9 protein-coding genes and 2 pseudogenes are annotated in these 15,075 nt (G+C 68.1%); 2 read left to right on the top strand and 9 right to left on the bottom strand.

The genetic code is table 11. The annotated features are described in order from the left end of the window. Positions 1-5: 5 nt before the first annotated feature. The 8 genes and pseudogenes from ACIRA5_RS15295 to pqqA form a co-directional block, all read right to left on the bottom strand. Positions 6-2,033: a PQQ-dependent sugar dehydrogenase gene (locus tag ACIRA5_RS15295; protein ID WP_403690986.1), complete on the bottom strand. Its 2,028-nt coding sequence runs from the start codon at positions 2,031-2,033 to the stop codon at positions 6-8. Between the two features lie 12 nt (positions 2,034-2,045). Further along, a complete protein-coding gene (locus ACIRA5_RS15290) occupies positions 2,046-7,535 on the bottom strand; it encodes a glycosyl hydrolase family 28 protein (protein WP_403690985.1) in 5,490 nt (1,829 codons plus the stop codon). An 11-nt stretch (positions 7,536-7,546) separates the two neighbouring features. Continuing rightward, positions 7,547-8,338: a Tat pathway signal sequence domain protein gene (locus tag ACIRA5_RS15285; RefSeq protein WP_403690984.1), complete on the bottom strand. Its 792-nt coding sequence runs from the start codon at positions 8,336-8,338 to the stop codon at positions 7,547-7,549. Positions 8,339-8,345: 7 nt separating this feature from the next. Next, a complete protein-coding gene (locus ACIRA5_RS15280) occupies positions 8,346-9,545 on the bottom strand; it encodes a glycoside hydrolase family 105 protein (RefSeq protein WP_403690983.1) in 1,200 nt (399 codons plus the stop codon). Beyond that, positions 9,542-10,627, bottom strand: a complete 1,086-nt coding sequence (gene pqqE / locus ACIRA5_RS15275) for a pyrroloquinoline quinone biosynthesis protein PqqE (RefSeq protein ID WP_403690982.1) — start codon at positions 10,625-10,627, stop codon at positions 9,542-9,544. The genes ACIRA5_RS15280 and pqqE overlap by 4 nt, the downstream gene beginning before the upstream one ends. Further along, positions 10,624-10,878 carry a pyrroloquinoline quinone biosynthesis peptide chaperone PqqD gene (pqqD, locus tag ACIRA5_RS15270; protein ID WP_403690981.1) on the bottom strand — a complete coding sequence of 85 codons (255 nt, stop codon included), beginning with the start codon at positions 10,876-10,878 and terminating at the stop codon, positions 10,624-10,626. The genes pqqE and pqqD overlap by 4 nt, the downstream gene beginning before the upstream one ends. 431 nt (positions 10,879-11,309) lie before the next feature. Continuing rightward, positions 11,310-12,020, bottom strand: a pseudogene (gene pqqC, locus ACIRA5_RS15265) (pyrroloquinoline-quinone synthase PqqC); the annotation flags it as partial. Positions 12,021-12,095: 75 nt separating this feature from the next. Beyond that, positions 12,096-12,191, bottom strand: a pseudogene (gene pqqA, locus ACIRA5_RS15260) (pyrroloquinoline quinone precursor peptide PqqA); the annotation flags it as partial. 366 nt (positions 12,192-12,557) lie between these two features. Between pqqA and ACIRA5_RS15255 the strand changes: the two are divergent. Beyond that, on the top strand, positions 12,558-13,349 hold the full coding sequence (locus tag ACIRA5_RS15255; RefSeq protein ID WP_403691331.1) for an aldo/keto reductase: 792 nt from the start codon (positions 12,558-12,560) through the stop codon (positions 13,347-13,349). A 236-nt stretch (positions 13,350-13,585) separates the two neighbouring features. Then, positions 13,586-14,281 carry a glycoside hydrolase family 75 protein gene (locus tag ACIRA5_RS15250; RefSeq protein WP_352044722.1) on the top strand — a complete coding sequence of 232 codons (696 nt, stop codon included), beginning with the start codon at positions 13,586-13,588 and terminating at the stop codon, positions 14,279-14,281. 73 nt (positions 14,282-14,354) lie between these two features. On the opposite strand, the gene ACIRA5_RS15245 is transcribed toward ACIRA5_RS15250, so the two are convergent. After that, the gene (locus ACIRA5_RS15245; RefSeq protein WP_403690980.1) at positions 14,355-15,056 is read right to left on the bottom strand and encodes an SDR family oxidoreductase; all 702 of its coding nucleotides are present in this window, start codon (positions 15,054-15,056) and stop codon (positions 14,355-14,357) included. Positions 15,057-15,075: the final 19 nt, after the last annotated feature.

Here is a 15,075-nt window from a genome sequence, read left to right as displayed (position 1 = left end):
TCCGGCTAGTTGATGCTCACCTTGAAGATCTTGTCCGAGCCGTCCGCCGCTCCTCCGTTGTTGTCGCAGTTGGTGGTGGAGAGCCAGAGCTGGTCGGCGCCGGGCACCTTGGTGACCGTGCGCAGGCGACCGTAGGTGCCGACGTAGTACGCCGTCGGCGTGCCGACGTTCTCCGTGTCGCCGGTGAGGGGGATGCGCCACAGCCGTTCGCCGCGCAGGGACGCCATGTAGACGACGTTGCGCACGATCGCGATGCCGCTGGGTGACGCCTCGGAGACGTTCCAGGTCGCCTTCGGGTTGGTCATCCCGGAGACGCTGCAACTGCCCTCACAGGTGGGCCAGCCGTAGTTGGCGCCCGGTTTGATGAGGTTGAGTTCGTCCTTGGAGCTGTTGCCGAACTCCGCTTCCCACAGGCGGCCGTTGCGGTCGAAGGCGAGGCCTTGTGGGTTGCGGTGCCCGTAGCTGTAGACGTAGTTGCCGAACGGGTTGCCGGGGGCGGCCTTGCCGTCCGTCGTCATCCGCAGGATCTTGCCGTTCAACGACGTCTTGTCCTGGGCCAGTTCGGGCGTCTGGGCCTCGCCGGTGGAGACGTACAGATAGCCGTCGGGGCCGAAGGCGAGACGTCCGCCGTTGTGGTAGCGGTTCTTCTTGATGCCCTGGAGGAGAATCGTGTAGTTGGTGAGGGAGCTGCCGTCGTAGGTCATGCGGACGACGCGGTTGCCCTCGGAGGCCGTGTGCATGAAGTACACGTAGTGATTGGTGGCCCACTTCGGGTCGACGGCCACGCCCAGCAGTCCGCCCTCGCCGTTCGTGGTGACGGCGTTCGGCACGGTTCCGACCTGGGTCCTCGTGCCGTCCTTGGTGACCTTCCAGACCCGGAAGTCGTCCCGCTCGGTGACCAGCGCCGTCTGTCCGTCGGGCATCCAGTACGTGCCCCAGGGGATCGTCCAGCCACTGGAGACGGTCCCGATGGACGAGGGGACCCCGCCGTCGGTGGCACAGGCCTTGGTCGTGAAGGTGACCGTGTTGCTCTGCGGCGACACGTTGCCGGCCGCGTCGCGCGCCACCACGTTCAGCGTGTACGGACTGTTGCAGGCGAGCCCGGTGAGTGTGGTCGACGTACCGGTGACGCTCTTGTAGACCGTCGTGTCGCTGCGCACGTCGTAGCCGACGACCGCCTTGTCGTCGGTCGAGGCGCCCCAGCTCAGGTCGGCGCTGGTGGCCGTGACGTTGGAGGAGGTGAGGGTGCCGGGTTGGGTGGGTGGGGTGGTGTCGGAGCTGGGCCGGGTCGTGCAGTCGACGACCGGGCTGGCCTGGGAGGCGTTGCCGGCGGCGTCGCGGGCGATGACGGTGAGGTTGTAGGTGGTGTTCGGACTCAGGCCGGTGAGCACCTTGGAGGTCGCGTCACCGGCCGCCTCGGCGAGCTTGTTGCCATGCTCGTAGAGGTCGTACGCGGCCACGCCGACGTTGTCCGTGGAGGCGCCCCAGGAGAGGGTGAGGCCGTCCTCGCCGATGGCCGAGCAGCTCGGCTGGCCCGGCCGCGAGGGTGCCTGGGTGTCGGCGGCGGCACCGACGCTGACGCGGTCGAGGTTGGGGCCGCCGTTCGCCGTGGTGGCGGTCGCGCGGATCTTGTTGGAACCCGCGTTGAGCTGGACGTTCACACTCTTCGTCGCCCAGGTGTTCCAGTCGGTGGTGGCCGGGAAGGAGACCCCGGAGGCGACGACCGTGCCGTTGACGGAGAGGTCCATCGGGCGGTCGACGCTCGTGCCGTTGGCGTAGCGCAGGGCCAGCGAGGAGGTGCCGGCCGTGGCCGCGCTCACCGTGAACTCCACGTACGAGCCGGTGATGTTGGTGTAGTCGACGAAGCCGGTGCCCGTGTAGCCGGTGTGGTTGGTGGCGACGGCGCCCTGCGAGATCGCGGCGTCCTCGGCCTGGTAGTCGGTGGCCGCCTGCGCCGCCGTGCCGGTCAGTGCGACGAGGGGCACGGCCAGGACGAGCGAGAGGCACCAGGGCAGCGCTCTGTTGAGTTTCATGATTTCGTCCCCTCAGCCCGTGTACTGGGCGAAGACCTTGAGGTAGTCGTACGGCTGCTGCGACACGCCGCTGCAGGAGTCACCGTCGGAGCCGGAGCCGCAGGCCCGGTCGCGGTTCACGGACCAGTAGGTGAGGCGCCCGATGTGGTGCTGCTGGGCGTAGGCGAGCATGGTCTTGAAGTCGGCGACGCGGACCCGTTCGCCGGAGTCGTCGGTCTTGCCGTTCATGGACGACAGGCCGATGTGCGCGTACGCCGTCGCGTCGCTGTATCCATAAGCCGACTTGACCCGTGCCTTGAGGCCCTCCATGGCCTGGGTGGTGAGCGTGCCCATGTTCGTGGTGCCGCCCCCGAAGTCGAACGGCATGATGCACCAGATGTCATTCGCGAGGCCGGAGGCGGCGGCGCGCTTGATCATGTCGACGCCGGTGGAGTCCGGGCCGCTCGTCGTCGTGCCGAAGGTGATGATCGTCTTGAGCCCGGGGTTGCCGGCCTTCACGATCTTCAGCGCGTCGATCACCCGTTGCCGGACGGTGGCGTTGCTCCACTCGGTGTTCTCGATGTCGATGTCGATGACCTTGAGGCCGTAGGCGTTGATGACCTTCTGGTAGGCGCCCGCGAGCGCCGAGGCGCTGGAGCACTTCTCGCCGAGCTTGGCGCCGCTCCAGCCGCCGATGGAGACGACGACGTCACCGCCGGCCGCGCGGATCGCGTTGATCTTCGACTGGTCGTTGCCGCCGGTCAGCGGGCGCGAGCCGTCCCACTTCGGGTTGCAGGAGCCGTCGGAGAGGACGAACGCGAGCGTGAACCACTTCACCCCGGTCGCCGACATGACCGACGTCGGGTTCTGCGGGCTGCCCCAGCCGAGGTACTCGTAGGGTGCCACCGCCATGCCGGGTGAGGCCGCGGCGGTCTTCAGGGCGGTGCTCACCGGCTTCACCCGGATCAGGCGCGTCTCCCCCGGGCGCAGGGTCGCGCTGTACGAGTCGGCGATCGTGCCCTTGTGGGAGCCCGACCACAGGTCCGTGACGTCGCCGGAGCCGGTGAAGCCGACCTGCGACCAGTTCACACCGACCGTGGAGTTGCCGGACGTGCCGGTGTTGAAGAGGGCGACGACGTACTGGCCGTCGCTCTCCTTCTTGCTCCAGACCTGCTTGACACCGCTGCTCACGATCCGCTTCGCGGCGACGCCGTCCTGGTCGACGCCGATGAGGCGGTCGTTGGTCAGCATCGGCTTGTCGACGGAGTCGAGGTTGGTCAGGTCCGTGCCGAGCAGCAGGGGCGCGCCCGCCATCGCCCACAGGGTGAAGTGCGAGCGGCGCTGGTCGGCGGTCAGGCCCGCCTGGTCACCGTTGCCGATCTCCAGGGAGTCCAGGTCGTTCCAGCCACCAGGACCGGCGTACTGCTGCCAGTTGGCGGCCGAGGTGAAGCGGGCGGACACATGCGACCAGTCGGTCAGCGGATAGCCGCTGCCGTTGTCGCCCGAGCCGCAGTAGCACTCGACATCGCCCTGCGTGCGCCAGCTGTTCGCCAGTGACTTCCAGGTGGAGGCATTGGCGATCGGCAGGTTGTTGGAGAGGGCGAAGGTGATGGGCCGGCCGGTGGCGCGCAGCGCCTTGTCCCAGGCCTGGACGTCGGGGATGTCGGCGCTCCCCACCCCGTCGATCTTCAGGTAGTCGACTCCCCAGGAAGCGAACTGCTTGGCCCACGAGTTCACGAACTCCTGGGCGCCCGGCTTCCCGTAGTCGATGTAGTACATGTTCTTGCAGTTGTAGTTCTTCTCGGTCTTCGAGGTGTCCGCGATGTCGGCCGCGTGGTACGAGGTCCCCTCGATCGGTGTGTTCCTGGTGACGGCGTTCTTGGCGATGCCCGGCGTCACGTAGAAGCCGAACTTCAGCCCTTTGGAGTGGATGTAGCCGGCCAACGCCTTGATCCCGGAGGGGAACTTGGCGGTGTCGACGGTCCAGCGTCCGTAGGAGTCGACAGTGAACCCGTTCGCGTCGCACTTCTGCCAGAAGTCGTCGAGGTTGATGTACACGAAGCCGTGGTCCTTGAGCCCGCTCGCGACGAGCGCGTCGGCCTGGGCCTTGATCTTCGCCTCGGTCGGCCAGCGGCGCACGAAGCTCCAGCTGCTCCAGCCCATGGCGGGGCGCAGGGCCTGGCCGTTGTCCGAGTACGTGTGGACGGTGGCCGCCGGGGTGGCGTACGACGTGCCGATCCAGGCCTCGTCGATCCGCAGCCGCTTGTAGCGGGTGGTGTCGGTGGACGCGGCCCAGGTGGTGTCGACTTCGAGGCGTACGTATCGGGCGTTTGCGGCGGTCAGGTCGATCCCCTGGATGCCCCGCCGACTGGCGAGCTGACCGGTCTTGACCGCGCTGCCCCAGGTGGACCCGTCGTTGCTGAGGAACACCTTGTAGTCCTTGATGCGTGCGGACTGCTCGGTGTCGGAGCGCGCGTAGGCGACGGAGTCCTCGCGCTGGTTGAGGCCGATGTACTGGACCTTCTTCGCGCTGCCGAGGTCGAAGGTGAGGTTGACGGGCAGCGTCTTGTTGCTGTCCCAGTAGGTGAGGTAGTTGCCGTCGCCCGCAGCCGCCGCGCCGTGACCGCTCGCCGAGGCGCTCGCGGACATCGTGACGCCGGACGCGATGCCCTGGCGGCCGGCCGTGGTGACCTTGAAGACGGTGTCGTACGGGTCCCAGTTCGCCAGGCCGCTCAGGGTGAGCACGCCGCCCGACTGGGACCACGAAACAGCCGCTCCCGTACGGAGGTTGGTGACGGAGGCGATGCGGTATCCGTTGTCACGGATGCGCAGGGTGCTGGTGCTGGGCGGGGTCAGTACGTGGAGGTACTGGAGGTCGGGGTCGGTCTTGCTGACCGTGGTGACACCGTGGGCCCCGTCGTTCCAGAAGCCGGGCTTGAGGCCGCCGTACATGTAGCCGCCGCCCTCGGTGCCGTGCAGTGACTGCCAGATGGGGCCGAGATAGGAGTTGGCGAAGTTGTTGAAGGCCTCCTGGTTCGTTGGGAACTTTCCGTTGACCTGCGCGGTCTCGGCCATCAGGGCCTTCACGGAGGAGCCCGCGTTGGTGATCAGTCGGCCGAGGGTGAGCATCTTGTCGACGGAGGGGTTGGAGCCGTCGTACCACCACGCCCCGCTCGACGGCAGCTTGAAGTCTGCTTCGGTGAGGCGGGGCCCGGCCGTGTAGACGGCCTGGGGGTAGTCGTAGGACGGGGTCATGCCCGTCTTCTGCTCATTGCTGATCATGTCCATGATCGGCGTGTCTTCGTTGTTGTTGCTGAGCGTGTAGTTCGGGCGCTTCTGCTGGATCTGCGCGTAGAGGTCGTGGCTCTCCCAGTACGCGTTGTCGTTGTCGATCCAGAAGCCGCCGAGGTCCGGATAGCGGTCCATGACCTCGAAGAAGTTGTCGTAGCTGAAGCGGCCGAAGCCGTCGCGGGTGGTGAGGTCGACGTCGGTGCCCTTGTAAGCGGAGTACGCGGCCGAGTCGAGCCACTCGTGGCCGCCCTCGTTGTGCCACTGGGGGTCGTCGGTCATGTAGAGGATGACCTTGAGGCCCTTGGCCTTGGCGGCGGTGATGAGTTCGCCGAGGAAGTCCCGCTTGGTGGAGCAGCTGCCGGGGATCTTCGAGGGCCAGGGGCGGGCGTAGCCGAGGCGGCTGTGGAAGGTGGCGAGGACGAGGTACTGGGTGTGCAGTTTCTGAGCCTCGTTCACCCAGTAGTCGGGAGTCCAGCCGCCGCCCGTGACGTCGCTCTCCCAGGCGGTGCAGCTGGTGTGGGCGGGGGCGGTGCGTTCGCCCCAGTGCAGGAAGAGTCCGCCGACGGAGCCGCGCAGAAAGGCCTGGCGGGGGTTTTCGAGGTCGAGCGGTTTCACACCTGTGTGCGGCCGCTGCACGGCGGTGGTCGCCGTCGCCGTGCTCTTGGCCGCCGTACCGCAGTTCTCACTGGAGCCGCCGGCGGAAACCCGCAGCGCGCCGCCCGAGGTGTTGTGACTGTCCGTCAGGCAGTAGCCGGTGACGTTCTGGAAGCCCATGTCGTGGGGTGAGTTGCTCCCCCGCTGGGCCGTGAACCGGGTAAACCTGATCCCGTTCGCGGCGTTCGCGATGACGGCCGGGCGTCCGTCGTCGGCCGCGTACTTCACCGAGCTGTCCGTGAAGGTGACGTTGTCGGCGTTGTGGACGTACCAACCGTAGGCGGGCCGTGTGCCGATGGCCTTCGGGTTGTAGTCGCCCGGGTCGTTGCTCGGCACGGCGGTGGACATGGTGCCGTTGCCGCCGGGGACGGTGATGTTGACGTTGGTGAAGGTGACCCCGTTGATCCGGTGCCCGCTCTCGCCCCACAGCGTCGGGCTGAAGGACGGACTCACCCCGGTCGCCGTGATGTCGTCGTACGTGACATTGCTGATCGAGCCGACGCCGGGACTGTTGCCGCAGCGCTTTCGGGTACCGATCTTCTGCATGATCGGCGAGCGGACACCGGTCATGGTGATGTCGCGGTAGTGGACGTCGGAGATCTTCGCGCCGTCCATGGAGACCATGCCGAGCCCGGACTTGTCGGAGCCCTCGATGCGTATCTTGGCGAACTGGTAGTCGGAGAAGTCTCCGCAGGTCTCGGACCCGAACATCAGGGCGTTGCAGCACACCGCCGACAGATACGAATCGCTCACCCGGACATGGCCGTTGGCGAGCTTGGCGCCGAGCGCGTAGTCGCTCTTGAAGACGAGGGCGTCGTCGTTGGCCTTGATGGTGGCGTTCGTGACCGTGACGTTGGTCGTGCTGATGATGTTCCAGCCGTCGCGGTCGCTCGCCGTGTCGATGGTCAGGTGGTCCGAGGTGACGTTCGTACAGCCGTTGATGAGGGCCGCGAAGTGACCGCCGCGCCGCAGGGTGAGGCCGTCGCCGAGGCGCAGGCCGTCGCAGCGGGTCAGCGAGAGGATCTTGTCGGCCTCGCCGGACTTGGGGTTGCCGGTGATGAGGTTGCCGAGGCCGTCGATGACACCCTCGCCGACGAAGCCGATGTGGGTCAGCCGGTCGCCGTAGATCATCGCGTTGTGGAAGTGGCTGTGCCCGTAGTCCTGGTAGGCGTCGTTGGGGTTGGCCTCGGGCGGGTCGTAGGTGTCCGCGCTGGAGCCCTGGAGCGTCGCGCCCTTGTCCACCTGAAGAGTGACCTCGCTCTTCATGTGGATGGTGTTCTTGGACTTGTACTGGCCGGCGGGGAAGCGGACGGTGCCGCCACCCGCCGCGTTGGCGGCGGTGATGGCCTTGTTGATGGCGGGGGTGTCGTTGGTGGAGCCGTCGCCCTTGGCTCCGTAGTCGTGGACGTCGAAGACGGCGGCGTGGGGTGCGGTGGTGGACGTGGGCGCGGTGGTGGACGTGGGTGGGGTGGCGGTTCGGGGGGCCGCGAGGGCCTCAGGGTGGGTCAGGCCGAGTACGACGGCGAAGGCGAGGAAGACGCTCGCTGCCCAACTCCGTTTTCTCATGGGTGGTTTCATGGAACGGCTCCTCATACCAGTTGGTAGCCGCGCAGGTTGGTCAGCAGCAGGTAGCAGTCCTGCAGAGACCCGGAGGTGTCGCCGAGGGACCGGTAGATGCCCCACTTGGGGCGCACCCGGTCGGCGAGGAAGGTGTCGACGCCCGTCCTGGACTTGTCGATGATCGTGGTCGAGCCGCTCTTGAGGATCCAGCGGACCGAGCCCGACGTACCGTCACCGACCTTGATCTGGAAGTCGACGTCCGTCCACTTGTCGTGCAGCGGATCGAGGTCCGTACGGCCGATGAGGATGTCGTCGATGGCGAGCTTCAGCTCGATGGTCTGCACGCCGTTCACCCGGCGCAGCGACTGCACGACGATCGGCGAGGTGCCGGTGCCCGGCTGCTTCATCTGCATGATGTGCGTGAAGGTCGTGGTCGCCTTCAGCGAGCTCGGGATGTACATCGAGTACGTGAGCCGCCAGGTCTGCCCGGCGGTCCACTTGAGATAACTGCTGCCGCTCGTACGCAGCCCGGTGACCTCCTGGCGCTGGCGGTCGGTGGAGGTGTCGCGGTCGACGGTGTGCATGTTGAAGCGCCAGTTGTCGCCGGTGGCGAAGATGTGCGGCTGTCCCGCGGGGTGCGAGTCCGCGCGGTCGTCCTCGATCGTCTCGAAGGCGCCGAGCTTGTCGCCGCTCGCCGAGGGGGACCACTTCAGCTGCCAGGAAGCGGCGTGGGCGGCGGTGGCCGTCGCCGGGATGCCGACCGCGGCTCCGGCGGCGCCGCCGAGCGCCACGCCGAGCAGGGACCTTCTGGTGGTGCTCATGGCTGACTCACCTCGTCCTGAGTGGGTGGGCTGTGAGCTGTTCGTTCATGATCAGAAAGGCGCCGAGGCCGTGGAAGTCGTTCGTGGCCCGGTCGCGGGCGATGTAGTACGCGTAGTCGCCGACATTGGTGCCGATGGAGATGTCGGTGAGGTTGGTGCGGCCGTCGGAGCCGACCGACATCCTGGCGAGGACGCCCTGGTAACCGCGCCCGGCGACGGTCGCGTAGTGCGGGTCGAGGTAGCCCTGCTGGGCGCCGCGGGAGAGGGCGTAGGTGAACATGCTGGAGCAGGACGTCTCGGTCCAGTTGTCGCTGCGGGCGCCCTTGTCGATCACCTGGAACCAGCGGCCGGTGGCCGGGTCCTGGTACTTCTCCAGACCGGCGGCCAACCTCCTGAAAATGCCGACGAGTTGGGGCCGCCTGGGGTGGTTGACCGGGATCGCGTCGAGCACGTTGACGATCGCCATCGCGTACCAGCCGACCGCCCGGCACCAGTGCTCCGGGGCGAGGCCGGTCGCCGGGTCGGCCCAGCTCGCCGTCCTCGACTCGTCGTAGGCGTGCTTCAACAGGCCGTTCGCCACCTGAAGGTGGTTGCCGTAGACGTAGAGCTGCTTGGCGGCCTCGTCGTTCGCGTAGGTCGCGTCCCCGAACTCCTTGCCGTACTCGACGAGGAACGGGTTCACCATGTAGACGCCGTCCGACCAGAGTTGGTGGGCCCGGCTGCTGGTGTCGGCGTGCCAGAAGCCTCCGTCGGAGGTCCGCGGGTAGGTGTTCAGACGGTTCCGGATCTTCAGCGCCGCCTTGCGGTAGCGGTCCTGGCCCGTCTCGTGGTGCAGGATCGTCAGCAGTCGGCCCGCCTGCATGCTGTCGAGACTGTTGAAGCTCTGGCCGATCGAACCGTCGCTCGACACGAAGCGGTCGACATAGCTCTTGATGTAGGTGAGATAGCGGGCGTCGTGCGTGCGCCGGTACGTGAGGTACTGGCCGTAGAGGTACAGCCCGACCGGGTACGACCAGCCGCCGATCGTGCTCGGGGTGTAGCGGGCCATGGTCGAGTCGATCAGGGCGACGGACCAGTCCTGGGCGGCGGCGGGCCTTCCCGCAGGCGCTTGGGGTAAGGGTGCCGGGGGTGCGGTGGCGGCCACCGTGGTCAGGCCGGCGGTGGTGAGCACGCCCGCCATCAGCATGGCCCGCAGTCGTCGTCTCATGTTCCTCCCTCTCGGTAGGCGTAGGCGGAGTTCCTGAGCGGGGCCTCGTCGACGAGCGCGCGGACGAGGTGGTGGTCGGGTGCGTGGCGGCAGGCCGGGTCGGTGCGGGAGGCGTCGCCGGTGAGCGCGTACGCCTGGCAGCGGCAGCCGCCGAAGTCGGTCGTGCGCAGCGCGCAGCCGCGGCAGGGGTCCGGCATCCAGGCCTCGCCGCGGTAGGCGTTGAAGGCCTTCGACTCGCGCCAGATCCAGTCGAGCCGGTGTGCGCGCACGTTCGGCGCGTCGAGTGCGGGGAGTGTGGCGGCGGAGGGGCACGGGAGCGCGGTGCCGTCCGGGGCGACGGTCAGGGAAACGGCGCCCCAGCCGCCCATACAGGGTTTCGCGGTGGCGTCGAGCAGGTCCGGGGCGACCCAGACCAACTCCAGGGAACCGTTGAGTTGTTCGCGTCGGCGGCGCACGGTGACGCGAGCCTGTTCGAGCTGGTCCCGGGTCGGCAGCAGGGCGGTGCGGTTGCGGGCGGCCCAGCCGTGGTACTGCGTGTGGGCGAGCTCGATCCGGTCGGCGCCCCAGGCGAGGGCGAGCGTGATCAGGTCGTCGACGGCGTCGATGTTGGCCCGGTGCAGCACGACGTTCAGACCGAGTGGCAGCCCTGTCGCCCGCACCAGCCGTGCGGCGCGCTCCTTGGCGGTGAACGCGCGAGTTCCCGCGATGAGTTCGGCGGCCTGGGCATCGGTGTGCTGTACGGAGAGCTGGACGCTGCGCAGTCCCGCGTCCACCAGCTCCGCGAGCCTTCGCTCGTGCAGGCCCACTCCGCTGGTGACGAGCTGGGTGTAGAGGCTCACGGTGTCGGCGGCGGCGACGATCCGGGCGAGATCACGCCTGAGGAGGGGTTCGCCGCCGGACAGGTGGGTCTGCACAACGCCCAGGTCAGCGGCTTGACGAAAGACGTCGGTCCATTGTCCGGCGGTCAGCTCTCTTGACCGACTGATCAGTTCGACGGGGTTGGAGCAATACGCGCAGCGCAGCGGGCAGCCGTGGGTGAGTTCGGCCAGCAGGGCCCAGGGGGGATCGACGGTCGCGGTCATCGCAGCCAGCCCTCCTCGTGCAACGCCGTGAGGAATCGGGGCACTTCGTCGGCGACCGGCGCGCCGGGGAAGCGTGCGGCGAGCGCGGCGACGATCTCGGGTACCTCGCGTCTGCCGTCACAGAGCCGGACGACACTCCCGGCGTGGCCGCGCAGGACGACGACGCGTTCGGGCATGAGCAGCAAATCGGTGTCACGGACGGGATCATGACGGAGCATCACGGCGCGGGCGAGAACGGGACGCCAGGTCATGGCGGCCCCCCTGCGGGGCCGGGCACCACCGAGGTGTCCGTCTGCACGGGTGTACCGGGGTGAAGGGTCTGGGCCTTCGTCGGCATCGACGCACCCGAGGTCCGCGCCTGCGCCGCCGCGCCCGAAGCCACGTCGCCGCCGGCTGCATTCCGCGCGGCGCGGGGGCACCCCTGCGCGGGCCGGCGCGCACGCGAAGTCGCCACCGAATCCGAGGGACCCGCTGAGGCGCCTCCGCGCGAGACATCCTCTGAGGCCGACTCGAACACGAGGGGTGAGGCATCTCCCGGCGCGCCCTCGGACACCCAGGGCAACGCATCCCCCGGTACACGCTCAGGTCCGAAGAGCGAGGCATCCCCCGGCGCACCCCCGGACACGAAGAGCGAGGCATCCCCCGACACCCCGCCCGACGTGCCCGTCGGCGCTGAGTCGCTCGCTCGGTCCACCGCGTCCAGGAGCGCCCACAGCACCTCGCACTTGAACGTCAGCGCCGCCACCGCCCGTTCCTGCTGCTCACGAGTGCGGGCCCAGCCCTGGACCAGGGCGAGCGCCTCCTCGCTGTCACGGCCGCCCTGCCCGATGCGGGTACGGAAATACGCGAGCCCCTCTGCCTCGATCCAGGGGTAGTACCGCTCGAACGCGGCGATCCGCGTGCGCATCAGCCCCGGTGCGGACAACTCCGTGAGGGAGGCGGCGACCGCGTCGAGCGCGGGGCGCAGGCGGCAGAAATTGACGTAGCCCTCGACCGCGAGCCGGACGCCGGGCAGCACCCGGGCGGTGTTCCACAGCGCCGGCCGTTCGAGGCCGGCGGCCTCGCCCAGCCGCAGCCAGCGTTCGATGCCGCCCTGCCCGACGGCCGTGCCGTCGTGGTCCTGGATCCTGCGGACCCACACCCGCCGCACTGCGGGATCGTCGAACTTGGCCAGGATCAGGGCGTCCTTGACGGGGATGTGGCGTTGGTAGTGGAAGCGGTTGATGATCCAGCGGCGCAGCTCGGCCGGGGTCAACTCGCCTTGGTGCATACGGACGTTGAAGGGATGACGGTCGTGGTAGCGGTCCTCGGCGACGGCACGCAGCCGCTCGGTGAACTCGGCGGTTCCCCAAGGGGCCGCGGCACCGTCGTCGCGCACCGGTGTCGCGGTCATGGTTCGACAACCGTGGGGCTAGGCCGTACGTGCCGCGTGTGGCCCGGCGGTTGCCCGTTCGGCCACCGGGCCCAGGCGGTCACCGAGGGCGTACGCGGTGACCTCGAGGGCGGTCTCGACGACCAGATACCCGGGGGTCTCCCAGACCCTTTCCTCCGATGTTTCCCGAATGGCGTGCTCCGCGCGGCGGCCTTCGAGGGCGCTCTTGTTCATGTGCGCGTACCTGCTTTCCTGATGGGTGGGGGGTGTAGAGCCCAGACAGGTGCTGGTGTTCACATGCATGCACCGGGTTCATGAACCCGTTCGGTGACGCCCTACAGAGTGGTCGGATGACGGAACTCGGTCAATGGTCCGGACCGATAAGGTCGGATCCATTTCCGGCCAATCTCCGATCCTCACCAGGAATCCACAGCGAATCCGCCGGTCAGGAATGCATAACGACCGGTGATCGTTGACCATGGGAGTACCACCCGACGACTTAAGGATCAAAAGCTCGTGAGCAAGGTCCCCCCGATCATCCTGAACAACGGCGTCGAGATGCCGCAGCTGGGCTTCGGTGTCTGGCAGGTCCCGGACGACGAGGCGGAGCAGGCCGTCGCCACGGCGCTGGAGTCCGGATACCGCAGCATCGACACCGCGGCGATCTACGGCAACGAGGAGGGTACGGGCAAGGCCATCGCCACCTCCGGCATCCCCCGCGAGGAACTCTTCGTCACCACCAAGCTGTGGAACAGCGACCAGGGGTACGACTCGACGCTCCGCGCGTTCGACACCTCCCTGGAGAAGCTCGGCCTGGACTACCTCGACCTGTATCTGATCCACTGGCCGCTGCCGACCCGGGGCAAGTACATCGACACGTACAAGGCCTTCGAGAAGCTCTACACGGACGGCCGGATCAAGGCCATCGGTGTCTCCAACTTCTACCCCGAGTACCTGGAGCAGCTGATCGAGGCGACGTCCGTCATCCCGGCCGTCAACCAGATCGAGCTGCACCCGCACCTCCAGCAGCACGCGGCCCGCGAGTACCACGCGCAGCAGGGCATCGCCATCGAGGCCTGGTCCCCGCTCGGCTCGGGCAAGGGCCTGCTGGAGGTCCCCGCGATCGTCGCCATCGCCCAGAAGCACAACCGCACTCCGGCCCAGATCGTGCTGCGCTGGCACATCCAGCTGGGCAACGTCGTGATCCCCAAGTCCGTGACCCCCTCCCGGATCAAGGAGAACATCGACGTCTTCGACTTCTCGCTCGACACCGAGGACATCGCGGCGATCAGCGCGCTGAACGAGGACCGTCGCCTGGGTCCCGACCCGGCGACGTTCGACATGGGCTGAGCCCGGCCCCCATGGGCTGACCTGCCCCGATCCCGCCGCCGGCCCGGACGCGCACCGCGTGTCCGGGCCGGCGGCGTTCTCCCCCGCACGCGCCGACACGCGCCTGCACCCCTTCACGGCGGTTCCAGCCCCTGGACCGGACCAACTCCGCCGGAGGGCTTGACGCGCTCATGCAAGAGGGCCACCTTGTACGGCAACCCGGTAAGGAAACTTTCCTAACAGAAGGGTCCCCCACAGTGCGCTCTCGAACACTGACCCTCGCGGCCGTCGCCGGCGCCGCGCTCCTCGCCACCGCGGCACTCCCGGCCAGCGCGTCGGGCTCCGTCACCCCCCGTTCCGCCCAGGAGGGTTCGGTCAGCGCGGCCGACCTGCTCGCCAAGGTGACATCCTGTTCGCAGATATCGAGTGGCAAGTACAAGACCGACGACGAGACCTCGGCCACCATCCCCGTGTGCGGCAAGAACGGCGCGGTGTTCTGGAAGGCCGACATGGACATCGACTGCGACGGTCAGGTCACCGGCAAGTGCAACGGTGACGCCGACCCCTGGTTCCAGGACGACACGGCGTTCCACCAGTCCAACGGGAAGCCGCTGCGCGCCGAGTCACTGCCGTATGTCGTCGTGCCCAGCACCAGCAGTATCTGGAAGTACACGAGCTACGGCATCAAGGGCGGCGGTGTCGTCGCCGTGATCTACAACAACAAGGTCGAGTACGCGGTGGTCGGCGACACCGGGCCCACGAAGATCATCGGTGAGGCGTCGTACGCCACGGCGAAGGCCCTCGGCATCGACCCCGACCCTGCCACGGGCGGGGCCGACTCCGGCGTGACGTACATCCTGTTCAAGAACTCCCAGGTGTCGCCGATCGAGAGTCACAGTGCGGCGGTCTCGCTCGGGGACTCGTTGGCGAAGCAGTTCCTGCAGAACAACTGAGGCTTCCGCAACGACTGAGGCTTCCGCGACAACCGAGGTTGCCGCTACGACCGAGGCGCCCGCGGATCCGACGTCAGTTGGGCTGGCCGATCGGACGTACCACCACGGTGTTCACATCGACGCCCGAAGGCTGTCCGATCGCCCAGACGATCGACTCGGCGAGCTGGTCCGCCGTCAGCAGATGACCGGGTGGCAGACTCCCGTAGCTGTCCCAGAACGGGGTCTCCACCCGGCCCGGCGAGATCAGGGTCACGCCGACACCGAACTCGGTCACCTCGCGGCGGGCGTTCTCTGCGAGCCCGGTCACAGCCCACTTGGTGGCCCCGTAGATGTTGCCGGGGCCGTGGACGTGGCCCGCCACACTCCCGACCAGCACGATCCGGCCCCGCGTCTCCTTCAGGGCGTCGATGGAGGCCCTGATCAGCAGCGCGGGACCCAGCACATTGGTCAGCACCATCTCGGACCAGCCCGCCGGGTCACCCTCGGCGACGGTGTCGTGCGTGGCGAAGCCCGCGTTGGCCACGACGGTGTCGAGGCGCCCGAACTCCTTGAGCGTCAGCTCGACGGCGGCGCGCACCTGGTCGTACTCGGCCGCGTTCCCGACGACCGTCAACAGGCCCGGCGGGCGGCCGAGTTCCTCGGCGAAGGCACGCAGCCGCTCCGCACCGCGGCCGGTGACCGTGACCCGGTGGCCGGCGTCGAGCAGTCGCCGCGCGACCGCGGCGCCGATACCGCTTCCGCCACCGGTGATGAGTGCGACAGGTGAGTCGGTCATGGATACCCCCGTATGCGTA

The sequence above is a fragment of the Streptomyces sp. NPDC096311 genome (assembly GCF_044763085.1).
In the GTDB taxonomy this organism is placed as follows: domain Bacteria; phylum Actinomycetota; class Actinomycetes; order Streptomycetales; family Streptomycetaceae; genus Streptomyces.
This window is presented reverse-complemented; position numbering and strand designations above follow the sequence as displayed.

Coding starts and splice junctions, on each gene's coding strand:
- ACIRA5_RS15295 (WP_403690986.1), bottom strand. CDS start 2,033: ATGAAACTCAACAGAGCGCTGCCCTGGTGCCTCTCGCTCGTCCTGGCC.
- ACIRA5_RS15290 (WP_403690985.1), bottom strand. CDS start 7,535: ATGAAACCACCCATGAGAAAACGGAGTTGGGCAGCGAGCGTCTTCCTC.
- ACIRA5_RS15285 (WP_403690984.1), bottom strand. CDS start 8,338: ATGAGCACCACCAGAAGGTCCCTGCTCGGCGTGGCGCTCGGCGGCGCC.
- ACIRA5_RS15280 (WP_403690983.1), bottom strand. CDS start 9,545: ATGAGACGACGACTGCGGGCCATGCTGATGGCGGGCGTGCTCACCACC.
- pqqE (WP_403690982.1), bottom strand. CDS start 10,627: ATGACCGCGACCGTCGATCCCCCCTGGGCCCTGCTGGCCGAACTCACC.
- pqqD (WP_403690981.1), bottom strand. CDS start 10,878: ATGACCTGGCGTCCCGTTCTCGCCCGCGCCGTGATGCTCCGTCATGAT.
- ACIRA5_RS15255 (WP_403691331.1), top strand. CDS start 12,558: ATGCCGCAGCTGGGCTTCGGTGTCTGGCAGGTCCCGGACGACGAGGCG.
- ACIRA5_RS15245 (WP_403690980.1), bottom strand. CDS start 15,056: ATGACCGACTCACCTGTCGCACTCATCACCGGTGGCGGAAGCGGTATC.